The organism is Phytopseudomonas flavescens (assembly GCF_900100535.1).
In the GTDB taxonomy this organism is placed as follows: domain Bacteria; phylum Pseudomonadota; class Gammaproteobacteria; order Pseudomonadales; family Pseudomonadaceae; genus Aquipseudomonas; species Aquipseudomonas flavescens.
The window spans coordinates 186,075-208,450 of the sequence record NZ_FNDG01000005.1 but is presented as its reverse complement, the minus strand read 5'-3'; the positions used below and the strand labels follow the sequence as shown (position 1 = coordinate 208,450).

General features: G+C 63.6%; 20 protein-coding genes and 1 other RNA gene. 17 read left to right on the top strand and 4 right to left on the bottom strand.

Annotation, left to right across the window (positions count from 1 at the left end; all coding sequences use genetic code 11):
- Positions 1 to 121 precede the first annotated feature (121 nt).
- The gene (rpsO, locus tag BLR94_RS08705) at positions 122 to 391 is read left to right on the top strand and encodes a 30S ribosomal protein S15 (RefSeq protein WP_042554902.1); all 270 of its coding nucleotides are present in this window, start codon (positions 122 to 124) and stop codon (positions 389 to 391) included.
- A gap of 198 nt (positions 392 to 589) precedes the next feature.
- Positions 590 to 2,695: a polyribonucleotide nucleotidyltransferase gene (gene pnp / locus BLR94_RS08700; protein WP_084304364.1), complete on the top strand. Its 2,106-nt coding sequence runs from the start codon at positions 590 to 592 to the stop codon at positions 2,693 to 2,695.
- A 315-nt stretch (positions 2,696 to 3,010) separates the two neighbouring features.
- On the opposite strand, the gene BLR94_RS08695 is transcribed toward pnp, so the two are convergent.
- The 4 genes from BLR94_RS08695 to BLR94_RS08680 all read right to left on the bottom strand — a co-directional run bounded on the left by BLR94_RS08695 (position 3,011) and on the right by BLR94_RS08680 (position 6,375).
- Positions 3,011 to 3,544 carry a BON domain-containing protein gene (locus BLR94_RS08695; RefSeq protein ID WP_084304363.1) on the bottom strand — a complete coding sequence of 178 codons (534 nt, stop codon included), beginning with the start codon at positions 3,542 to 3,544 and terminating at the stop codon, positions 3,011 to 3,013.
- The gene (locus BLR94_RS08690) at positions 3,541 to 4,134 is read right to left on the bottom strand and encodes a phosphoheptose isomerase (RefSeq protein WP_084304362.1); all 594 of its coding nucleotides are present in this window, start codon (positions 4,132 to 4,134) and stop codon (positions 3,541 to 3,543) included. The genes BLR94_RS08695 and BLR94_RS08690 overlap by 4 nt, the downstream gene beginning before the upstream one ends.
- Before the next feature lie 103 nt (positions 4,135 to 4,237).
- On the bottom strand, positions 4,238 to 4,603 hold the full coding sequence (locus tag BLR94_RS08685) for a YraN family protein (RefSeq protein ID WP_084304361.1): 366 nt from the start codon (positions 4,601 to 4,603) through the stop codon (positions 4,238 to 4,240).
- On the bottom strand, positions 4,600 to 6,375 hold the full coding sequence (locus BLR94_RS08680; protein WP_084304360.1) for a penicillin-binding protein activator: 1,776 nt from the start codon (positions 6,373 to 6,375) through the stop codon (positions 4,600 to 4,602). The genes BLR94_RS08685 and BLR94_RS08680 overlap by 4 nt, the downstream gene beginning before the upstream one ends.
- A gap of 181 nt (positions 6,376 to 6,556) precedes the next feature.
- Here BLR94_RS08680 and rsmI point away from each other — a divergent pair, with 181 nt between their 5' ends.
- From rsmI to BLR94_RS08605, 15 genes are all read left to right on the top strand, one after another.
- Positions 6,557 to 7,429, top strand: a complete 873-nt coding sequence (gene rsmI / locus BLR94_RS08675; RefSeq protein ID WP_084304359.1) for a 16S rRNA (cytidine(1402)-2'-O)-methyltransferase — start codon at positions 6,557 to 6,559, stop codon at positions 7,427 to 7,429.
- A gap of 41 nt (positions 7,430 to 7,470) precedes the next feature.
- Positions 7,471 to 7,828, top strand: an RNA gene (rnpB, locus tag BLR94_RS08670) — RNase P RNA component class A.
- 302 nt (positions 7,829 to 8,130) lie between these two features.
- Entirely contained in the window at positions 8,131 to 8,586 is a 456-nt protein-coding gene (gene mraZ / locus BLR94_RS08665; protein WP_013792660.1) for a division/cell wall cluster transcriptional repressor MraZ, read from the top strand.
- 2 nt (positions 8,587 to 8,588) lie between these two features.
- The gene (gene rsmH / locus BLR94_RS08660) at positions 8,589 to 9,530 is read left to right on the top strand and encodes a 16S rRNA (cytosine(1402)-N(4))-methyltransferase RsmH (protein ID WP_090423677.1); all 942 of its coding nucleotides are present in this window, start codon (positions 8,589 to 8,591) and stop codon (positions 9,528 to 9,530) included.
- Positions 9,527 to 9,820: a cell division protein FtsL gene (gene ftsL, locus BLR94_RS08655; RefSeq protein ID WP_042554910.1), complete on the top strand. Its 294-nt coding sequence runs from the start codon at positions 9,527 to 9,529 to the stop codon at positions 9,818 to 9,820. The genes rsmH and ftsL overlap by 4 nt, the downstream gene beginning before the upstream one ends.
- A complete protein-coding gene (locus BLR94_RS08650) occupies positions 9,817 to 11,556 on the top strand; it encodes a peptidoglycan D,D-transpeptidase FtsI family protein (RefSeq protein ID WP_084304357.1) in 1,740 nt (579 codons plus the stop codon). The genes ftsL and BLR94_RS08650 overlap by 4 nt, the downstream gene beginning before the upstream one ends.
- Positions 11,556 to 13,019: a UDP-N-acetylmuramoyl-L-alanyl-D-glutamate--2,6-diaminopimelate ligase gene (locus BLR94_RS08645; RefSeq protein WP_084304356.1), complete on the top strand. Its 1,464-nt coding sequence runs from the start codon at positions 11,556 to 11,558 to the stop codon at positions 13,017 to 13,019. The genes BLR94_RS08650 and BLR94_RS08645 overlap by 1 nt, the downstream gene beginning before the upstream one ends.
- Positions 13,012 to 14,391 carry a UDP-N-acetylmuramoyl-tripeptide--D-alanyl-D-alanine ligase gene (locus BLR94_RS08640; RefSeq protein ID WP_084304355.1) on the top strand — a complete coding sequence of 460 codons (1,380 nt, stop codon included), beginning with the start codon at positions 13,012 to 13,014 and terminating at the stop codon, positions 14,389 to 14,391. The genes BLR94_RS08645 and BLR94_RS08640 overlap by 8 nt, the downstream gene beginning before the upstream one ends.
- Positions 14,392 to 15,474 (top strand): phospho-N-acetylmuramoyl-pentapeptide-transferase, encoded by a 1,083-nt coding sequence (gene mraY / locus BLR94_RS08635; protein WP_084304354.1) that lies wholly within the window; start codon positions 14,392 to 14,394, stop codon positions 15,472 to 15,474.
- A gap of 7 nt (positions 15,475 to 15,481) precedes the next feature.
- The gene (murD, locus tag BLR94_RS08630; RefSeq protein WP_084304353.1) at positions 15,482 to 16,828 is read left to right on the top strand and encodes a UDP-N-acetylmuramoyl-L-alanine--D-glutamate ligase; all 1,347 of its coding nucleotides are present in this window, start codon (positions 15,482 to 15,484) and stop codon (positions 16,826 to 16,828) included.
- Positions 16,825 to 18,054: a putative lipid II flippase FtsW gene (ftsW, locus tag BLR94_RS08625; RefSeq protein ID WP_420895749.1), complete on the top strand. Its 1,230-nt coding sequence runs from the start codon at positions 16,825 to 16,827 to the stop codon at positions 18,052 to 18,054. Before murD ends, ftsW begins: the two co-directional genes overlap by 4 nt.
- Positions 18,044 to 19,114, top strand: coding sequence for an undecaprenyldiphospho-muramoylpentapeptide beta-N-acetylglucosaminyltransferase (gene murG, locus BLR94_RS08620; protein WP_084304351.1), 1,071 nt, complete (start codon positions 18,044 to 18,046; stop codon positions 19,112 to 19,114). Before ftsW ends, murG begins: the two co-directional genes overlap by 11 nt.
- The gene (gene murC, locus BLR94_RS08615; RefSeq protein ID WP_084304350.1) at positions 19,107 to 20,555 is read left to right on the top strand and encodes a UDP-N-acetylmuramate--L-alanine ligase; all 1,449 of its coding nucleotides are present in this window, start codon (positions 19,107 to 19,109) and stop codon (positions 20,553 to 20,555) included. The genes murG and murC overlap by 8 nt, the downstream gene beginning before the upstream one ends.
- The gene (locus BLR94_RS08610; RefSeq protein ID WP_084304349.1) at positions 20,552 to 21,502 is read left to right on the top strand and encodes a D-alanine--D-alanine ligase; all 951 of its coding nucleotides are present in this window, start codon (positions 20,552 to 20,554) and stop codon (positions 21,500 to 21,502) included. The genes murC and BLR94_RS08610 overlap by 4 nt, the downstream gene beginning before the upstream one ends.
- The gene (locus BLR94_RS08605) at positions 21,502 to 22,359 is read left to right on the top strand and encodes a cell division protein FtsQ/DivIB (RefSeq protein WP_090423676.1); all 858 of its coding nucleotides are present in this window, start codon (positions 21,502 to 21,504) and stop codon (positions 22,357 to 22,359) included. The genes BLR94_RS08610 and BLR94_RS08605 overlap by 1 nt, the downstream gene beginning before the upstream one ends.
- Positions 22,360 to 22,376: the final 17 nt, after the last annotated feature.

The window sequence follows — 22,376 nt, the reverse complement described above, 5'->3', positions numbered from 1 at the left end:
CGGCTCGTATCGAGGGTGGCTGTCAATAGGCACGGTCATTGCTCCTTTAAAAACACGGGAAGCGATTCCCGGCCTATTGAGAACGTCGCTCGCGACGGTCTCCAGATGAGAGGATGCCCACATGGCACTCAGCGTTGAAGAAAAAGCTCAGATCGTTAACGACTACAAGCAAGCCGAAGGCGATACCGGTAGCCCGGAAGTCCAGGTTGCTTTGTTGTCCGCCAACATCAACAAGCTGCAAGGCCACTTCAAGGCCAACGGTAAAGACCACCACTCGCGTCGTGGCCTGATCCGTATGGTCAACCAGCGCCGTAAGCTGCTGGATTACCTGAAGGGTAAAGACACCAGCCGTTACAGCGCCCTGATCGGTCGCCTGGGTCTGCGTCGCTAAGCAATGCTTATGCGCCGTTGACCACAAAAGCTGGAAGTGAGCTCGCCTCGCTTCCAGCTTTTGTGTTTATAAGCCACGTGCGTCGCACAGTGGCTACGCTTCATCGCCATGGACAGTTCCGGGCCGACTCCCGAAGCAGCTGCCCACGAATTCGCAAGAAACCGTTTCCCCAAAGGCAACAGAGAGAAGGAAAACACCGTGAACCCGGTAATCAAGACATTTCAGTTTGGTCAGTCGACCGTCACCCTCGAGACTGGCCGTATCGCCCGTCAAGCCTCCGGCGCCGTGCTGGTCACCGTCGACAACGATGTCAGCGTGCTGGTCGCCGTCACCGGTGCCAAGAGTGCCGATCCGAGCAAGGGCTTCTTCCCCCTGTCGGTGCACTACCAGGAAAAGACCTACGCAGCGGGCAAGATCCCCGGCGGCTTCTTCAAGCGTGAAGCGCGCCCCAGCGAGAAAGAAACCCTGACCTCTCGTCTGATCGATCGGCCGATCCGTCCGCTGTTCCCGGAAGGCTTCCAGAACGAAGTGCAGGTGATCTGCACCGTGGTTTCCACCAGCAAGAAAACCGATCCGGACATCGCGGCGATGATCGGCACCTCGGCTGCGCTGGCGATCTCCGGCATCCCGTTCAATGGCCCGATCGGCGCTGCCCGCGTCGCTTTCCACCCGGAAACCGGCTACCTGCTGAACCCGACTTACGAGCAGCTCAAGGCTTCCAGCCTGGACATGGTCGTTGCCGGTACCAAGGATGCCGTGCTGATGGTCGAGTCGGAAGCCAAGGAGCTGACCGAAGACCAGATGCTGGGCGCCGTGCTGTTCGCCCACGATGAGTTCCAGGCCGTCATCCAGGCGGTCACCGAGCTGGCTGCCGAAGCCGGCAAACCCACCTGGGACTGGCAGCCGAAAGCGGAAAACACCGCACTGCTGTCGGCCATTCGTGGTGAGTTCGGTGAGGCGATTTCCCAGGCTTACACCATCATCATCAAGCAGGACCGCTACGCGCGCCTGGGCGAGTTGCGCGAGCAGATCGTCGCCAAGTTTTCCGGTGAGGAAGGCCAGCCTTCCGCTGCTGAAGTCAAAGACGCCTTCGGCGAAATCGAATACCGCACCGTGCGCGAGAACATCGTCAACGGCAAGCCGCGTATCGATGGTCGTGATACCCGCACCGTACGTGGTCTGAACATCGAAGTCGGTGTACTGGACAGGACCCACGGTTCGGCGCTGTTCACCCGTGGTGAAACCCAGGCGCTGGTCGTGGCCACCCTCGGTACCGCCCGTGACGCACAACTGCTGGACACCCTCGAAGGCGAGCGTAAAGACCCCTTCATGCTGCACTACAACTTCCCGCCGTACTCGGTGGGCGAGTGTGGTCGCATGGGTGCCACTGGCCGTCGCGAGATCGGTCACGGTCGCCTGGCTCGTCGTTCGGTGCAGGCCATGCTGCCGGCTGCCGACGTGTTCCCGTACACCATCCGCGTGGTTTCGGAAATCACCGAGTCCAACGGTTCCAGCTCCATGGCTTCGGTCTGCGGTGCTTCCCTGGCGCTGATGGACGCTGGTGTGCCGATGAAGGCACCGGTAGCCGGTATCGCCATGGGCCTGGTCAAGGAAGGCGAGAAATTCGCCGTGCTGACCGATATCCTCGGTGACGAAGACCACTTGGGCGACATGGACTTCAAGGTCGCCGGTACCGCCAATGGCGTCACCGCGCTGCAGATGGACATCAAGATCCAGGGCATCACCGAAGAGATCATGGAAATCGCGCTGGGCCAGGCCCTGGAAGCGCGCCTGAATATCCTCGGCCAGATGAACCAGGTCATCGCTCAATCGCGTAGTGAGCTGTCGGCCAACGCGCCGACCATGATCGCCATGAAGATCGATCAGGACAAGATTCGCGACGTCATCGGCAAGGGCGGTGCCACCATCCGCGCCATCTGCGAAGAGACCAAGGCGTCGATCGACATCGAAGACGATGGCTCGATCAAGATCTTCGGCGAGACCAAGGACGCAGCAGAGGCCGCGCGTCAGCGCGTGCTGAGCATCACTGCGGAGGCCGAGATCGGCAAGATCTACGTCGGCAAGGTCGAGCGCATCGTCGACTTCGGTGCCTTCGTCAATATCCTGCCCGGCAAGGATGGGCTGGTGCACATTTCCATGCTCAGCGATGCGCGCGTCGAGAAAGTCACCGACATCCTCAAGGAAGGTCAGGAAGTGGAAGTGCTGGTACTGGACGTCGATAACCGCGGCCGTATCAAACTGTCCATCAAGGACGTTGCTGCTGCCAAGGCTTCGGGTGTCTGATCCGGGCTAGCGCCGCTGCTACGAGAAAGCCAGTCAGGGTGACCTGACTGGCTTTTTTCATGGGCGGCGAAAAGCAGGCAACGGTGCTTGTCCGTTTCCCCCAGCGTGTTCCAGGGCGTGCCTCTCTACCCCGGCAAGCGCAAGTCGGGCAGTTACCAGTCAAGTGATCGAAGTAAACGACCTTGCCCGGCGCCTAGTGCCGAGGTGGAGATCCATGTCCTGGCATCCGCAGAGCGCTCGCAACAGAACGGTCATAAAAAAACGCCAACCAGGGCATACCTGGCTGGCGTTCTGCTGCAGCGCCTGGCTGTTCGATCAGTCGGTGTATTGGAACAGCTTGATGATCTTCTGCACGCCCGATGTGCCCTGCACCACGTTGCTCGCGGCGTTGGCTTCCTGGCGGCTGACCACGCCGAGCATGTAGACGATGCCGTTTTCGGTGATCACCTTGATGCGACTCCCCGGAACGCCGCTGTCGGCGAGCATCTGGGTCTTGATCTTGGTGGTCAGTAGCGAGTCGTTGCTGCGCGCCAGCAGCGAGCTGGGTTGTTGAACCTGGAGTTCGTTATGCACCTTGCGAACGCCCTGTACGGTACGTGCGGCCTGCTCGGCGGTGCTCTTCAGCTCGGCGCGCGGGGTCTGCCCGGCGATCAGGATCACGCCGTTGTAGCTGGTCACCACGATGTGCGAGGTGGGGCTGGCGAGGTCGGCATGGGCGCGGGTAATGGCGTTGGCGACATCGGGGCCGACGAACTGGTCGTCGATCTTGTTACCGATGCTGCGGCTACCACAACCGCCGAGGATCAGGCTGATTGCCAAGGCGGCGAAGATCAGTGGTGAACGGGTCATTCTTCACTCCCAAACAGTTGACTGTCGATAAGGTCGCACAAGCAGTGGATGGCCAGCAAATGCACTTCCTGGATGCGTGCCGTTACCTTGGACGGCACACGAATTTCCACATCTTCAGGCAGCAGCAGCGACGCCATGCCGCCGCCGTCACGGCCGCTGAGGGCGACCACGGTCATTTCCCGGTCGTGAGCGGCCTGAATGGCCTGGATCACGTTGGCCGAGTTGCCACTGGTAGATATGGCCAGCAGCACATCTCCGGGTTGGCCCAGTGCACGAATTTGCTTGGAGAAGATTTCGTTGTAGCTGTAGTCGTTGGCGATCGAGGTGATCGTCGAGCTGTCGGTGGTCAGTGCGATGGCCGGCAGGCTCGGGCGCTCACGCTCGAAACGGTTGAGCAATTCCGAGGAGAAGTGCTGAGCATCGCCAGCGGAGCCGCCGTTGCCGCAGGAGAGAATCTTGCCTTCGCTGAGCAGTGCCTGAACCATCACCTGGCTGGCGTGCTCGATAAAGGGCGGCAGCACCTCCATCGCATGGTGCTTGGCTTCTATGCTGGCTTGGAACAGCTGGCGAATACGGGCTTGCATATCCATGTGGATGTTTGACCTTGACTGTAACGGTACGCCGAGCCAGGTGGCACGCAGCGCTGTCGTTGAAAATGGCGATGAAGCGGGGCGCTCGCAGCGAGCCGGGGCATCAGCTGTCGAAGGCGTCTTTTATCCACTCCAGTGATGCGGGTTTGCCATTGCCCAGGGCTATGACATCGAAGCGGCAGGGATGTTTGGCCCAGCGCTTTTCCTGCTGCAGAAACTGGGTTGCCGTGGCGACCAGCTTGTCGCGTTTGCGCCTGTCGACACTCTCGATCGCACCGCCCCAGGCGCTGTGCTTGCGGTAGCGCACTTCGGCGAATACTACTGTATCGCCATCGAGCATGACCAGATCGAGTTCGCCGCGCTGACCCCGCCAGTTCTGGGCGATCGGCTGCAGGCCGTGGCTTTCGAGATGCTCCCGGGCGAGGGCTTCGGCCGCTCGCCCGCTGGCGTGACGAGGGTCGTCGCTCAAGGTGTCGTGTCGGGCAGGCGCTGGATCTGCCCGCCGCGGATTTCCGCCCAGGGCAGTTGGCGTTCGACCCGTTGCGCGGGGTTGAGGCTCAGGCTGCCGGAAAGGCCGTCGACGCGACTATCCGGCAAGGCCTTGAGTTGCCCCAGGCGTGGCGCCAGGCGGAAGGCGTCGACGCCCATTGCATACAGTCGGCCCATGCTGCCGCCAGCCTGTGGCCACTGGCTGTCGACCTGTTGGCGCAGCGGATCATTGACGTCCAGCAGCCAGGGGGTTTCGCAGAAGAGAATGCCGTCGAGGTCACGATACTGGGCGGCGTTCATGCTGCCGTTGAACAGGTGCGAGGTGGCATAGACCGGCACGTCACCGGCGTACTGGTAGGCCAGGGTCGGTTTGATCTGCTGGGCCTGCTGGGGAGTGGCGGCCAGGAAGATGAAGTCGACATCCTGACGGCGACCGGGTGCGTTGGACGCCGAGCCGCTGCCGCTGAGTTGGAACAGGTTGGCGATCTGCCGCGCCATGTCCACCGGCTGATCGATATGTTCGGCGCCGAGGAAGGTGCCGCCAGCGGCCTGCCAGCTCTGCTGGAAGGCTGCCAGGACGCGATCGCCCCAGTCGCCTTTCGGCACCAGCGCCACGGCGCTGCGCTTGCCATCGGCCCAGGCACGGCGGGCGACTTCGCGTGCTTCGTCTTCGGCGGCCAGGCCGAACTGAAACAGCTGATCCGGGCTGCGTGCGCTGGACTCGCTGTAGTTGAGGGCCAGGGTGGTGATCGGCAGTTGCTGGCGACTGCCCAGTTGGGTCACCAGGTTCTTCTCCAGCGGGCCAATAACCAGCTGCACGCCATCGGCCTGGGCCTGGCGGTAGAAGTCATCCAGAGAGGTGAGGCGGGCACTGTCGTAGAGCTGAATCTGCGGTTGCTTCTCGCCACTCTGCTGAGCCTGGTAGTGAGCGGCGAGGAAGCCGTCACGCAGCGCGCGGGCCACCGATGCCAGCTGACCTTCCTGGGGCAGCAACAGAGCGATTTTTTCCAATGGCTGGCTGGACAGCGCCTGCAGGTCGGCCAGGGCTTTCGGCAGTTGCTGTGCGGCGGGATGGCTCGGGTGCTGGGCCAGCCAGTTGTCGATCGCATTCTGCTGTTGTTGCAGGGTGCCTACTGTCTTGGCGGCCTGTGCCAGGGACAGCCAGCCGGCCAGGTCGGCGTCGTCGGCGCTGGGGGCCGGCTCGGCAGGCAGGCTGGAGACCAGCCTCCAGATGTGGTCCTGATTACCCTTTGCCTCGTCGCCGCTCAGCAGCGGAGCGATGAATACCCGCTCGCGTGCTGCCGCCAGCAACTGGCCGTCTTTCTCGAGCGCATTGGCGCGTACCAGTTGGGTGCGTGTCTGCTGCTCGACCGGCAGTTCGCCGAGGCGCGCCAGGCTGGGATGGGCGAGGGCACTGAGCGCTGCCTTGGCATCGTGGCGGGTCAGCGCCAGTTCGGCCGCGAGGGTGCTGGCGTATATCTGCTGCGCCGGCTTGAGGGTCTGCAGGTCGATCTGGGCGAGAATGCTGCTGGCGCGTTCGGCATTGCCTTGCTTGTAGGCCAGGTCGGCGGCGCTGAGGCGCAGCAATTGCGCATCTTCGCTCTGGCTGGTGCCGGCCTGCTGGAGCATCTGCTCGAGGCTGGCTTGGGGGGTGCGAGGCAATTCGCCGAGGTTGGAGGTGGGCGAGCTGCTGCAGGCAACGAGCAAGCCGGCTAGGCAGAGTGCAGAGAGCGGACGCAGGCAGGCGATCATGTAAGCGATTCCGGTTCTTGAGCAAATGAACGCTCGATTGTACCCAAGGCACGCCGTCCGCGCGATCTCGAAGGTGTCGACCGCTGTACAGGTGCTGAAGCGGCGCCATCGCCCGGGGGAGCCTGGCCTCGTTTGTCGTACGCGCTACAATGGCCGCTTTCTGATTGGATGAGGCGCCGCCGTGACTGCTAGTGAAGCCCCCCGTTCTGCCACGGGCACCTTATTCGTGGTGGCGACCCCCATCGGCAATCTCGACGACCTCAGCGCGCGGGCGCTCAAGGTGCTGAACAGCGTTGCGCTGATCGCCGCCGAGGATACCCGCCATTCCGCACGTCTGATGCAGCACTTCGGTATCGGCACGCAGCTGGCCGCCTGTCACGAGCACAACGAGCGCGACGAGGGCAGTCGCTTTCTCGAGCGTCTGCGTGGGGGGGAAGATGTCGCGTTGATTTCCGACGCGGGAACCCCGCTGATTTCCGATCCCGGCTATCACCTGGTGCGCCAGGCGCGCGCTGCGGGCGTTCGCGTGGTGCCGGTGCCGGGCGCCTGTGCGCTGATCGCCGCCTTGTCCGTCGCCGGTCTGCCTTCCGACCGTTTCGTCTTCGAGGGTTTCCTGCCCGCCAAGGGCGTGGGGCGGCGTACCCGGCTGGAGCGGGTTCGCGAAGAGCCGCGCACGCTGATTTTCTACGAGGCGCCGCATCGCATCCTCGAATGCCTGGAGGACATGCGTGACGTGTTCGGTGGTGATCGCCAGGCCCTGCTGGCACGTGAATTGACCAAGGCATTCGAGACCCTGCAGGGACTACCGCTCGACCAGTTGTGCGAGTGGGTCGCGGCGGACTCCAACCAGCAGCGTGGCGAGTGCGTGGTGCTGGTGGCAGGCTGGCAGGCGCCTGAGGACGAGGCGCCGGTCAGTGTCGAAGCGCTGCGCGTGCTTGACCTGCTGCTCGCCGAGTTACCGCTCAAGCGCGCGGCAGCCCTGGCGGCGCAGATCACCGGGGTGCGCAAGAACCTGCTGTATCAGGCCGCTTTAGAGCGCCAGCAGCACGTTTGAACTTGTTCTCGGCGTCCCCCTGCGGTTACCCTAGTCAGCGGAGAGTCGATCGGACAGTCGCTGCCGTGCATCGTTCGCGACGTGCGGGGGAGGAAAGTCCGGGCTCCATAGGGCGGAGTGCCAGGTAATGCCTGGGGGGCGTGAGCCTACGGAAAGTGCCACAGAAAATAACCGCCTAAGCGCCTCGGCGCCGGTAAGGGTGAAAAGGTGCGGTAAGAGCGCACCGCGCGGCTGGTAACAGTCCGTGGCTAGGCAAACCCCACTCGGAGCAAGACCAAATAGGGTTCCATTGGCGTGGCCCGCGCTGGAACCGGGTAGGTTGCTAAAGACGTACAGTGATGTCCGTCGTAGAGGAATGACTGTCCTCGACAGAACCCGGCTTATAGATCGACTCTCCACCTCATCCCGCTTTACATTCAATTCCCCGCTTTCTAATACCGAAAAGATCTTACTCTTAACAAACCACTTTAAGTTTGTGGGGTAGGTTTCTGTATGTGCTTGTTTTTGCCTCTTCTATTGCTCCAATACCTCCCTCCTGCTCCCTCCTTTATCCGCTAAATCGCCGTTCTATAAGGACTTTTCCCTTCTGGCGCGCCTTGACGGTGGGGTGCGCGCGTTTCTATAGTGTGCTCCGGTGGTGAAAAGTGGCATGAAGTGGGTTTTTTTGGATGCAGATGGCCATTTAAAGAGGAAACGCTGCAGTGTTTCGCGGAGCTAACGCCATAAGTCTCGACGCCAAAGGGCGACTCGCGATGCCTAGCCGGTATCGGGACGAGCTCGTGTCGCGTTCGGCTGGCCAGCTCATCGTCACCATTGATGCCATCGATCCTTGCCTGTGTGTCTACCCGCTGCCGGAGTGGGAAATCATCGAAAACAAGCTGCGTGAGCTGGCCTCCTTCCGTGAGGAAAACCGCCGCCTGCAGCGTTTGCTGATTGGTAATGCTGTCGACCTCGAGCTGGACGGCAGTGGTCGTTTTCTGGTTCCGCCGCGTTTGCGCGAGTACGCCAAGCTGGACAAGCGCGCGATGTTGGTGGGGCAGCTCAATAAATTTCAACTGTGGGACGAGGATTCCTGGAATGCGGTGGCCGATGCCGATCTGGCCGCCATCAAGCAACCGGGTGCTCTTTCCGATGACTTACGTGACCTGATTCTGTGACCATGACCAGTACCTTCCGCCATATCACCGTGTTGCTCGAGGAGGCCGTCGAAGGCCTCTCGTTGCGTGCGGATGGCTGTTACGTGGACGGTACCTTCGGGCGAGGGGGGCACAGTCGGCTGATCCTCGATCGGATCGGGCCAGGCGGTCGCTTGCTGGGGTTCGACAAGGATCCCCTCGCAATCGCGACTGGACAGACGCTGGCGGCCGAAGACGGCCGCTTTGTCGTTGTGCAGCGCAGCTTTGCGGAACTTGCCGATGAACTCGCTGTCCGCGACCTCGGTGGCCGGGTCAGCGGTGTGCTGCTCGACCTGGGCGTATCGTCGCCACAGCTCGACGATGCCGAGCGCGGTTTCAGTTTTCTCAATGACGGGCCGCTGGACATGCGCATGGACCCGACGCGCGGCGTCAGTGCGGCACAGTTCATTGCCACTGCCGATGCCGACGAAATTGCGCGGGTCTTCAAGGAATATGGCGAAGAGCGTTTCGCCAAGCGCATGGCCCGTGCCGTGGTAACGCGTCGCGCCGAGCAGCCATTCGAACGTACCGCCGATCTGGCGCAGGTGCTGACCGTCGCCAATCCCGCCTGGGAGAAGGGCAAGAATCCGGCTACCCGGGCATTCCAAGGGCTGCGCATCCACGTCAACAACGAACTGGGTGACTTGCAGCGAGGCCTCGATGCCGCGCTGCAAAGCCTGGAAGTCGGTGGGCGTCTGGTGGTGATCAGCTTCCACTCTCTGGAAGACCGCATCGTCAAGTTGTTCATGCGCAAGCACGCCAAGGGCGAGATGGACACGCTGCCGCGCGACCTGCCGATCATTCCCAAGGCCTTCGAACCGCGCCTGAAGCTGATCGGCAAGCCGCAGTTCGCCTCGGAGGCCGAACTGAAGGCCAACCCGCGTTCGCGTAGCGCCGTCATGCGTGTTGCGGAGAAGCTGCGATGAGTGGCGTACTGGCCAAGCGTTTTCCCAAGGGCAGCCTGCTGATGCTGGTGCTCTTCGTTGCCGTGCTCGGCTCGGCGCTGGCCGTATCCTACAGCGCGCACTGGAATCGCCAGTTGCTCAACGGCCTGTACGCCGAGCTCAGTGTGCGTGACAAGGCTCAGGCCGAGTGGGGCCGGCTGATTCTCGAGCAGAGCACCTGGACCGCCCACAACCGCATCGAGACCCTGGCCAGCGAACAGCTGAAAATGCGCATTCCCGACGCCGCCGAAGTGCGCATGGTGGCGCCATGATGAAGCTCGAGGGGGCTCTCTATCCATGGCGCTTCCGCCTGGTGATGCTGCTGCTGGCGGTGATGGTCGCAGCGATCGCTGCGCGTATCTTCGAGCTGCATGTGTTCGACCATGACTTCCTCAAGGCCCATGGTGATGCGCGCAGTGTTCGACACATTCCGATCCCCGCGCACCGTGGCCTGATCACCGACCGCAATGGCGAGCCGCTGGCCGTCAGCACGCCGGTCGTTACCCTGTGGGCCAATGGCAAGGAACTGCAGGCCGGCAAGGCCCAGTGGCCGGTTCTCGCTGCGGCGCTCGGCCAGGAGCCCACTGCCTTTGCGGCGCGCCTGCAGGCCAGTGCCGAGCGCGAGTTCATGTACCTGGTGCGTGGCCTGACCCCGGAGCAGGGCCAGCGGGTGCTCGATCTCAAGGTGCCGGGCGTCTACCCGATCGAAGAGTTTCGCCGTTTCTATCCGGCCGGTGAAGTGACCGCGCACATGGTCGGCTTCACGGATATCGACGACCGCGGACGCGAAGGCGTCGAGCTGGCGTTCGAGGACTGGCTGGCCGGCGTGCCCGGCAAGCGTCAGGTGCTCAAGGACCGTCGTGGTCGACTGATTCGCGATGTCCAGGTCACCCAGAACGCCAAGGCCGGCAAGACGCTGGCGCTTTCCATCGACCTGCGTTTGCAATACCTGGCCCACCGCGAACTGCGCAACGCGCTGGTCGAGTTCGGTGCCAAGGCCGGCAGCCTGGTGATGGTCGATGTGAAGACCGGCGAGATCCTCGCCATGGTCAACCAGCCGACCTACAACCCGAACAACCGCCGCAACCTGCAGCCGGCGGCCATGCGCAACCGGGCGATGATCGACGTATTCGAGCCGGGCTCGACCATGAAGCCGTTTTCCATGAGCGCCGCTTTGGAGACCGGTCGCTGGAAGCCTACCGACAAGGTCGACGTGCAGGGCGGTACGCTGCAGATCGGTCGCTACACCATCAAGGACGTCTCCCGCGCGCCGGAAGGCGTGCTCGACCTGACGGGTATTCTCATCAAGTCGAGTAACGTCGGCATGAGCAAGGTCGCCTTCGACATCGGCGGCGCCGCCATCTATGACGTCATGCAACAGGTGGGGCTTGGTCAGGATACCGGCCTGAGCTTTCCCGGCGAGCGTGTCGGCAACCTGCCCAACCACCGTGAGTGGCGCAAGGCCGAAACCGCGACGCTGTCCTACGGTTACGGGCTGTCGGTCACCGCCGTGCAGCTGGCGCATGCCTATGCGGTACTCGGCAACAGCGGGCGCAGCGTGCCGATGTCGCTGACCCGAACCGACCGCGTCCGCGACAGCGTGCAGGTGATCCCGGAAGAGGTCGCCCGCACCATGCAGGGCATGCTGCAGCAAGTGATCGAAGCGCCTGGCGGTGTGTTCCGTGCCCAGGTGCCGGGTTACCACGTGGCTGGCAAGAGCGGTACCGCGCGCAAGACCGCCTCCGGCAGCAAGGGCTACCAGGCCAATGCCTACCGCTCGCTGTTCGCCGGCTTCGCCCCGGCGAACAATCCGCGTATCGCCATCGCCGTGGTCATCGATGAGCCCAGCAAGAGCGGTTATTACGGTGGCCTGGTTTCGGCGCCGGTATTCAGTCGCGTCATGGCCGGTGGCTTGCGACTGATGAACATCACCCCGGACAACCTGCCCGAGAGCACAGCGGCGAAAGCCGAAGCGCCAGTGGCAGCCAGCAATGGAGGGCGCGGCTGATGCCCATGCCATTGAACCAGTTGCTGCCACAGGCTAACGCCGGCGTGTTGATTCGCGAATTGACCCTGGATAGCCGCCAGGTGCGTCCGGGCGACCTGTTCCTTGCCGTGCCGGGTACTCGCCAGGACGGTCGCGTGCATATCGCTGACGCGATTTCCCGTGGTGCCGCTGCGGTTGCCTACGAAATCGATGGTTCGCTGCCAATGACCGCGGAGAGCGCCGAACTGGTCGCTATCAAAGGGCTGGCCGGGCAGCTCTCGGCGATCGCCGGTCGTTTCTACGGCGAGCCGAGCCGTGGCCTGCACATGGTCGGTGTCACCGGCACCAATGGCAAAACCAGTGTCAGCCAGTTGCTGGCCCAGGCGCTGGATCTGCTCGGTGAGCCCTGTGGCATCGTCGGCACTCTCGGCAACGGTTTTTATGGCGCTCTGGCCCAGGGGCTTCACACCACACCCGATCCTATCGGTGTGCAGGCGACCCTGGCCGGGCTGAAGAAGAACGGTGCCCGGGCGATCGCCATGGAAGTATCTTCCCATGGTCTGCATCAGGGTCGTGTCGCCGCTCTGGACTTCGACGTGGCAGTGTTCACCAACCTGTCGCGCGATCACCTGGACTATCACGGTTCCATGGATGCCTATCAGGCTGCCAAGTCGGCCCTGTTCGCCTGGCCGAGTCTGCGCGCCCGGGTGATCAATCTGGACGACGCAACAGGCCGCAAACTGGCCGAGGAAGAGCGCGAGTCGCGACTGATCGGTTACAGCCTGGAAAACGAAAGCGCCTACCTGTTCTGCCGTGACATCCATTTCGATGATCAGGGCGTGCGTGCCACATTGGGCACGCCACGTGGCGAAGGTAGCCTGCGCAGCTCGCTGTTGGGGCGCTTCAACCTCAGCAACCTGCTGGCGGTGGTCGGGGCGCTGGTGGCCATGGACTACCCGCTGGACGAAATTCTCAAGGCCCTGCCGCGTCTGCAGGGCCCCATCGGGCGCATGCAGCGTCTGGGTGGCCAGCAGGCACCGTTGGTGGTGGTCGATTATGCCCACACCCCGGACGCCCTGGAAAAAGTACTGAGTGCGCTGCGCCCGCATGTCACCGGTCGCCTGCTGTGCCTGTTCGGCTGTGGCGGCGACCGCGATCGCGGCAAGCGTCCGCTTATGGCCGAAGTCGTCGAGCGCCTGGCCGATGCCACGCTGGTCACCGACGACAACCCGCGCAGCGAGGCGCCCGAGCAGATTTTCGAGGATATCCGTGCCGGTTTGCGCAGCGTGGATCAGGTGCGTTTCGTCCATGGCCGTGGCCGTGCCATCGCTGAACTGATCGGCGAAGCGGCAGTGGGCGACGTGGTGGTGCTGGCTGGCAAGGGCCACGAGGACTACCAGGAAATCGATGGCGTGCGTCAGCCCTTCTCCGATTTGCAGGAAGCGGCTCGCGCACTCGCGGCATGGGAGGCGGCACATGCTTAAGGCGCTGCGTTTGAGCGAAGTGGCCGGGCCATTGAATGGACGCCTGGTTGGCGAAGATCGCGCTTTCGATGCGGTCAGCACCGATAGCCGCAGCATCGCGCCCGGCCAATTGTTCATCGCCCTCAGCGGCCCGCGTTTCGACGGCCATGATTACCTGGCGCAGGTCGCGGCCAAGGGCGCCGTTGCTGCATTGGTCGAGCGCGAAATCGCGGATGCCGGTTTGCCACAATTGGTTGTCAGCGATACGACCCTCGCCCTCGGTCAGCTGGCTGCCTTGAATCGCCAGGCATACGGTGGTCCGTTGGCAGCCGTGACCGGTTCCAGTGGCAAGACCACGGTCAAGGAAATGCTCGCCAGCATCCTGCGCGCTGCCTTCATGGATCTGGGCGGCACGGTGCTGGCCACCCGTGGCAACCTGAACAACCAACTCGGCGTGCCGTTGACGCTTCTGGAACTTGCGCCCGAGCACAAGGGGGCGGTGATCGAACTCGGCGCTTCCGGTATCGGCGAGATCGCCTACACCGTCGGCCTGACTCAGCCCCAGGTAGCGATCATCACCAATGCCGGCAGCGCCCATGTGGGGGAGTTCGGCGGGCCTGAGAACATCGTGCTGGCCAAGGGCGAGATCCTCGAAGGGCTGGTCGAAGGTGGCGTGGCCGTGCTCAATCGCGATGATGTGGCCTTCGAGCGCTGGGTCAAACGCGCTGCCGGTCGTCGTGTGCTGAGCTTCGCCTTGCGCGACCCTCGGGCTGATTTCCATGCCAGCGAGCTGAGCCGTGATCCGCGCGGTTGCCCGGCCTTCAGCCTGTCTTGCCACGAGGGGCAGGCCCGCGTGCAACTGAATCTGCTCGGCGAGCACAACGTCGCCAATGCCCTGGCTGCGGCTGCGGCCGCCCATGCCTTGTCGGTGCCGCTGGTGGCCATCAAGAACGGGCTCGAGAGCGTGTTGCCGGTCAAGGGGCGTGCCGTGGCCCAGCTGGCGCAGAACGGTGCCCGGGTGATCGACGATACCTATAACGCCAACCCCGCCTCGATCTGCGCAGCCATCGACATCCTTGCCGGTTTCTCCGGTCGCAAGGTGCTGGTGCTGGGCGATATTGGCGAACTGGGTGCCTGGTCGGAGCAGGGCCATCGCGATGTCGGCGAGTATGCGATCGGCAGGGCCGACACCCTGTACGCGGTCGGGCCACAAATGAAACATGCCATACAGGCGTTCGGCTCCGCGGGGCGGCATTTCGTCGACCAGGCCGCGCTGATCGATGCGGTTCGCGCCGAGCCAGGCGACAGCACCATTCTAATTAAAGGTTCACGCAGCGCCGCGATGGAAAACGTCGTCGCCGCGCTGTGTGGCGATAGTGGGGAGATTCACTAAATGCTGCTGCTGCTGGCAGAGTATCTGCAACAGTTCCACAAGGGCTTCGCGGTCTTTCAGTACCTGACGCTGCGCGGGATTCTCGGCGTGCTCACGGCACTGACGCTGTCGCTGCTGCTGGGCCCGTGGATGATCCGTACCCTGCAGATCCGGCAGATCGGCCAGGCCGTGCGTAACGACGGTCCGCAGTCGCACCTGTCGAAAAAAGGCACGCCGACCATGGGCGGTGCGTTGATCCTCTCGGCGATTGCCATCAGCACGTTGCTGTGGGCCGACCTGAGCAACCGCTACGTGTGGGTGGTGCTGATCGTCACCCTGCTGTTCGGTGCCATCGGCTGGGTCGACGACTACCGCAAGGTGATCGAGAAGAATTCCCGCGGCCTGCCCAGCCGCTGGAAATATTTCTGGCAGTCGGTATTCGGCGTCGGCGCGGCGACCTTCCTTTATATGACCGCGCAGACGCCGATCGAGACCACCCTGATCGTGCCGTTGCTCAAGGATGTCAGCATTCCGCTGGGCATCGGCTTCGTGATCCTGACCTATTTCGTCATCGTCGGCTCCAGCAACGCGGTGAACCTGACCGATGGCCTCGATGGCCTGGCCATTCTGCCTACCGTCATGGTTGGTGGGGCCCTGGGCATCTTCTGCTATCTGTCGGGCAACGTGAATTTCTCCGAATACCTGCTGATTCCCTACGTGCCGGGTGCAGGCGAGCTGATCGTGTTCTGCGGCGCACTGATCGGAGCGGGCCTTGGCTTTCTGTGGTTCAACACCTACCCCGCTCAGGTGTTCATGGGCGACGTGGGTGCGCTGGCGCTGGGCGCTGCACTGGGCACCATCGCGGTGATCGTGCGCCAGGAAATCGTGCTGTTCATCATGGGCGGCGTGTTCGTCATGGAGACCCTCTCGGTGATCATCCAGGTCGCCAGCTTCAAGCTGACCGGCAAGCGTGTGTTCCGCATGGCACCGATTCACCACCATTTCGAGTTGAAGGGGTGGCCCGAACCGCGGGTCATCGTTCGTTTCTGGATCATCACCGTGATTCTGGTGTTGATCGGTCTTGCCACGTTGAAACTGCGTTGAGGACGGCATGAGCCTGATCGCTTCCGACCAATTCCGCATCGTTGTCGGCCTCGGCAAGAGCGGCATGTCCCTGGTGCGCTACCTGGCGCGCCAGGGCATGCGCTTCGCCGTGGTCGATACCCGCGCCAATCCGCCGGAGCTGAGCACCTTGCGCGAGCAGTTCCCGCAGGTCGACGTGCGCTGTGGCGAGCTGGACGTGGAGTTCCTCGGCCGTGCCAGCGAGCTGCTGATCAGTCCCGGCCTGGCCGTGGCTACTCCGGCGTTGCAGGAAGCGGCGAAACGTGGCGCCAAGCTGTCCGGCGACATCGACCTGTTCGCCCGTGAGGCGAAGGCGCCGATCATCGCCATCACCGGTTCCAACGCCAAGAGCACCGTGACCACCCTGGTCGGCGAGATGGCCGCAGCGGCCGGTCGCAAGGTCGCCGTTGGCGGCAACCTCGGCACGCCGGCGCTGGATCTGCTCGCCGATGACGTCGAGCTGTATGTCATCGAGCTGTCCAGCTTCCAGCTGGAAACAACCGAGCTGCTCAACGCTGAAGTGGCTACTTGCCTGAATGTCAGCGAAGACCACATGGATCGCTATGCCGATCTGCCGGCCTATCACTTGGCCAAGCACCGCGTGTTCCGCGGCGCGCGGCAAGTGGTGGTGAACCGTGACGATCCGCTGTCGCGGCCGATGATCGCCGATCAGGTGCCTTGCTGGAGCTTCGGTCTCGGCAAGCCGGACTTCAAGCGCTTCGGCCTGCTCGAAGAAAACGGCGAAAAGGCGCTGGCCTATCAGTTCGAAGCCTTGCTGCCAGTGCGCGAACTGAAGGTGCGCGGTGCCCACAACCAGTCCAACGCCCTGGCGGCGCTGGCGCTCGGCCATGCCGTGGGCCTGCCGATGGCGGTCATGCTCGATACCCTCAAGGGGTTCACGGGCCTGCCGCACCGCTGCCAGTGGGTCGGTGAACACGCGGGCGTGAGCTATTACGACGATTCCAAGGCCACCAACGTCGGTGCCGCCCTGGCGGCCATCGAAGGCCTGGGCGCTGACATCGCCGGCAAGCTGGTGCTGATCGCAGGTGGCGACGGCAAGGGCGCCGATTTCTCCAGCCTGGGCAAGCCGGTGGCGGCCCATTGCCGCGCGGTGGTGCTGCTTGGTCGTGATGCCGAGCGGTTGGCGGCGGTGCTGGAAGCTGTGGTGGACATCGTTCGTGTCGACAGTCTGCAGGCAGCGGTCGAGCAGGCCGCGGCCCTCGCACAGCGCGGTGACGCGGTACTGCTGTCGCCGGCCTGCGCGAGCCTGGACATGTTCAAGAACTTCGAAGAACGCGGGCGTCTGTTCGCTCAGGCCGTGGAGGCGCTCGTCTGATGCTGTCCTTCCTGCGCCCCTATCCGTCCCCGCTGTTCAGCCGTCGTGGCCTGGACCTGGACTTCCCGATGCTCGCCGGCTGCCTGGCGCTGCTCGGCCTGGGTCTGGTGATGATCTCCTCAGCCTCCACCGAAGTGGCGGCGGTCAACACTGGCAGCCCGCTTTACTACATGATCCGTCACCTGGTGTATCTGGTGATCGGCCTCGGTGCCGCTGGCGTGATGCTGATGATTCCGCTGGCCACCTGGCAGCGTCACAGCTGGTTGCTGCTGCTGATCGCCATCGCCCTGCTGGTGATGGTACTGGTACCCGGTATCGGCCGTGAGGTGAACGGTGCACGGCGCTGGATCGGCTTTGGCGCCTTCAACATCCAGCCTTCGGAGATCGCCAAGGTTTTCGTGGTGCTCTACCTCGCCGGTTACCTGGTGCGGCGCCAGGAGGAAGTGCGCGAGAGTTGGGCCGGTTTCTTCAAGCCGTTCGTGGTGTTGCTGCCGATGGCCTTCCTGCTGCTGCTGGAGCCGGACTTCGGTGCCACCGTGGTGATGATGGGCTCAGCCATGGCCATGCTGTTCCTGGGTGGCGTCGGCCTGTTGCGCTTCGGCCTGATGGTGGCACTGGCAGTGGGCGCGGTGTTCGTGCTGGTACAGACCCAGGAATACCGCCTGCAGCGGCTGATCACCTTCACCGACCCCTGGGCCGACCAGTACGGTTCCGGCTACCAGCTGACCCAGGCACTGATCGCCTTCGGTCGCGGCGAGTGGCTGGGCGTGGGGCTGGGCAACAGCATCCAGAAACAGTTCTACCTGCCGGAAGCGCACACCGACTTCGTGTTCTCCGTGCTGGCCGAGGAACTTGGCCTGGTCGGTGCGCTGGCGACCGTCGGCCTGTTCGTGTTCGTCAGCGTGCGCGCCCTGTATATCGGGCTGTGGGCGGAGCGGGCCAAACAGTATTTCTCCGCCTATGTAGCCTTCGGCCTGGCCTTCCTGTGGATCGGCCAGTTCCTGATCAATATCGGTGTGAACATCGGTCTGTTACCGACCAAGGGCCTGACCTTGCCGTTCCTCAGCTATGGCGGCAGCTCTCTGGTGATCTGCTGCGTGAGCCTGGCGCTGCTGCTGCGCATCGAGTGGGAGTCGCGCAACCAGCTGGGTAGCGAGGACGTCGAGTTCGATGAGTCGGACTTCCCCGAGCCGGTTATCGGCAAGGAGGCGCAGCATGGCCGGTAACGTGCTGATCATGGCGGGCGGTACCGGGGGCCATGTATTCCCGGCCCTGGCCTGCGCGCGTGAGTTCCAGGCCCGCGGTTATCGCGTGCACTGGCTGGGTACGCCGCGCGGCATCGAGAACGAGCTGGTACCGGCTGCCGGCCTGCCGCTGCACCTGATCAACGTCAGCGGCCTGCGTGGCAAGGGCAAGCTGTCGCTGCTCAAGGCGCCACTGCAGCTGCTCAAGGCGTTGTTCCAGGCACGCAAGGTGGTAAGTGAGCTGCAGCCGGTCTGCGTGCTGGGCATGGGCGGTTACGTGACCGGCCCGGGCGGCCTGGCTGCCCGACTGGCGGGCGTGCCGCTGATCATTCACGAACAGAATGCCGTGGCTGGTACCGCCAATCGCAGCCTGGTGGCATTAGCCAGCCGGGTCTGCGAGGCTTTCCCCGATACTTTCGCGGCGTCGGACAAGCGTCGTACCACCGGCAATCCGGTGCGCGAGGAGCTGTTCCTGGAAACGCCCCGTGATTCGCTGACCGGTCGTCGGCCACGCCTGCTGGTTCTGGGGGGCAGCCTGGGTGCCGAACCGCTGAACAAGCTGCTGCCAGAGGCGCTGGCGCAGGTGTCTGCGGAGCTGCGTCCGGAAGTCTTCCACCAGGCCGGCAAGCAACACGCCGAGGTGACCGGCGAACGATACAGTGCAGCGGGCGTCGAAGCGCAAGTCGCGCCGTTCATCAGCGACATGGCCCGCGCCTACGCCTGGGCCGATCTGGTGGTCTGCCGCTCCGGCGCGCTGACCGTCAGTGAACTGGCTGCCGCCGGTCTGCCGGCTTTCCTGGTGCCGTTGCCTCACGCGATCGACGACCACCAGACGCGCAACGCCAGCTATCTCGCGAAGGATGGCGCCGCCGTCCTTCTGCCACAACGCTCCACTGACGCTGCCGCTCTGGCAGCGCAGCTGACCGAGGTCTTGATGCACCCCGAACGACTCAAAGAAATGGCCAGCACGGCTCGTCGCCTGGCCAAGCCCGATGCCACCCGTAGTGTTGTCGATGTCTGCCTGGAGGTGGCCCGTGGCTAAGTCTCCCGCAGCGGTCAAGGCAGAAGTGCGGCGCATGCGCCGTATCCGCCGCATTCATTTCGTCGGTATCGGCGGTGCGGGCATGTGCGGCATCGCTGAAGTGCTGCTCAACCTCGGTTACGAGGTCTCCGGCTCCGACCTGAAGACCACATCGGTTACCGAGCGTCTGGAAAACTTCGGTGCCCATATCTTCATCGGCCACCGTGCCGAGAACGCCGAGAGTGCCGATGTGCTGGTGGTTTCCAGCGCCATCAACACCTCCAACCCAGAGGTTGCTACCGCTCTCGAACGCCGTATTCCGGTGGTGCCGCGTGCCGAGATGCTCGCCGAGCTGATGCGCTACCGGCACGGCATCGCCGTGGCCGGTACCCATGGCAAGACCACCACCACCAGCCTGCTGGCTTCGGTGTTCGCTGCCGCTGGCCTGGATCCGACCTTCGTGATCGGCGGGCGCTTGAACGCCGCCGGTACCAACGCGCAGCTCGGCACCAGCCGCTACCTGATCGCCGAAGCCGACGAGAGCGATGCCAGCTTCCTGCACCTGCAGCCCATGGTCTCGGTGGTCACCAACATCGACATGGACCACATGAGCACCTATGAGGGCGACTTCAACAAGCTGAAGAAGACCTTCATCGAGTTCCTCCACAACCTGCCGTTCTATGGCCTGGCCGTGGTCTGCGTGGATGATCCGGTGGTACGCGAAATCCTTTCTCAGGTGGGCCGTCCGACCGTGACCTACGGCTTCAGCGAAGACGCCGACGTGCGCGCCATCAACGTGCGTCAGCAGGGCATGCAGACTTTCTTCACGGTGCTGCGCCCGGACTGCGAGCCGCTCGACGTGTCGGTGAACATGCCGGGCAATCACAACGTGCTCAACGCCCTGGCGACCCTCTGCATCGCCACCGACGAAGGCATCAGCGACGAGGCCATCGTGCAGGGGCTGTCGCAGTTCCAGGGTGTCGGTCGCCGCTTCCAGGTCTACGGCGAGCTGCCGGTCGAAGGCGGCCAGGTGATGCTGGTCGACGATTATGGCCATCACCCGCGCGAAGTCGCGGCGGTGATCAAGGCCGTACGTGGCGGCTGGCCCGAGCGTCGTCTGGTGATGGTCTACCAACCGCACCGTTTCAGCCGTACCCGTGACCTGTACGACGATTTCGTCCAGGTGCTGGCCGACGCCAACGTGCTGCTGCTGATGGAGGTCTATCCGGCCGGCGAAGAGCCGATTCCGGGGGCCGACAGCCGCCAGCTGTGCCACAGCATTCGCCAGCGCGGTCAGCTGGATCCGATTTATGTCGAACGTGGCGCCGAGCTGGCGCCGCTGATCAAGCCGCTGCTGCGTGCCGGCGACATCCTGCTTTGCCAGGGCGCCGGCGACATCGGCGGGGTTGCCCCACAACTGCTGCAAAGCCCGCTTTTCAGCGTGCAAGGTCAAGGGAAATGAGTGCCGATACCCTGAAATCGCAACTGCCGGTCGCGGCGTTCGGCCGCGTGGCCGTGCTGTTCGGCGGCAAAAGCGCCGAGCGCGACGTTTCGCTGAAATCCGGCAATGCCGTGTTGTCTGCGCTGCAGAGCGCGGGTGTGGACGCCTTCGGCATCGATGTCGGTGACGACTTCCTGCAGCGCCTGCTCGCCGAGAGGATCGATCGCGCCTTCATCGTGCTGCACGGCCGTGGTGGCGAAGACGGCAGCATGCAGGGTCTGCTCGAGTGCGCCGGCATTCCCTACACCGGTAGCGGCATCCTGGCCTCGGCATTGGCCATGGACAAACTGCGTACCAAGCAGGTATGGCAGAGCCTCGGCCTTTCCACGCCGCGTCATGCCGTACTGGCCAGTGCCGAGGATTGCCGCCGTGCCGCTGCCGAACTGGGCTTCCCGTTGATCGTCAAGCCCGCCCATGAAGGATCCAGCATCGGCATGGCCAAGGTCGCCGATGTCGAGGCGCTGATCGCCGCCTGGCAGGACGCCGCCGTCTACGACAGCCAGGTGATGGTCGAGCAATGGATCCATGGTCCCGAGTTCACCATCGCCATGCTGCGTGGTCAGGTGCTGCCACCTATCGCCCTGGGCACGCCGCACAGCTTCTACGATTACGACGCCAAGTACCTGGCCGATGATACCCAGTACCGCGTTCCCTGTGGCCTGGATGCCGACAGGGAAGCCGAACTCAAGGCACTGACCGCCAGGGCCTGCGAGGCCGTGGGCACCCAGGGCTGGGCCCGTGCCGACGTGATGCAGGACGGCGAAGGGCGTTTCTGGTTGCTCGAGGTGAACACCGTGCCGGGCATGACCGATCACAGCCTGGTGCCGATGGCCGCGCAGGCCGCCGGCCTGGACTTCCAGCAACTGGTGCTGGCGATTCTTGCCGACAGTGTCGAGGCCCGGGGGTAATCATGAGCGCTGTCTTGCGTCATCAGCCAGGTACAGGGGCGCCCATGCGTGGCAAGGCCGTGCCGCGCGGTGCCAGTCGTCTGGTGGCCAAGGAGCCGATCAGCCTGCGTCTGCCACGGCCCAATTTCAGCCTGTTCAAGCGCATCACCTGGCCGTTGCTGTTGCTGGTGCTGGGGTTCGGTGCCTATGAGTTGTCGCTGCGCCTGCTGCCTTACGCGGATCGGCCGATCGCCAAGATCAGTGTGGAAGGCGATCTGAGCTACATCAGCCAGCAATCGGTGCAGCAACGCATTGAACCTTTTGTCAGCGCGAGCTTCTTCAGTGTCGACCTGGTCGGTATGCGCCACGAACTGGAGCAGATGCCGTGGATCGCCCACGCCGAAGTGCGTCGAGTATGGCCCGATCAGGTAATGGTGCGCCTGGAAGAGCAACTGCCGATCGCCCGTTGGGGTGACGAAGCCTTGCTCAACAACCAGGGGCAGGCCTTCGCGCCGAAAGAGCTGGCGCACTACGAGAATCTGCCAAAGCTGTACGGCCCGAAGCGGGCCCAGCAACAAGTCATGCAGCAGTACCAGGTGTTGAGCCAGATGCTGCGCCCCATGGGATTCACCGTGGCACGCCTGGAGTTGCGTGAGCGCGGCAGCTGGTTCCTGTCCACCGGGCAGGGGATCGAAGTGCTGCTGGGGCGCGACCACCTGGTGGAAAAAATACGTCGTTTCGGCGCCATCTACAGCAAGGCGCTGAAGGATCAGAAAGACAACATCGCGCGGATCGATTTGCGCTACGCCAACGGCCTGGCCGTTGCGTGGCACGAGCCGCCGGCACCCGCAGCGGCTGAAACCGCTGCGGTGCAGTGAATCAGGAGAGAAGGCAA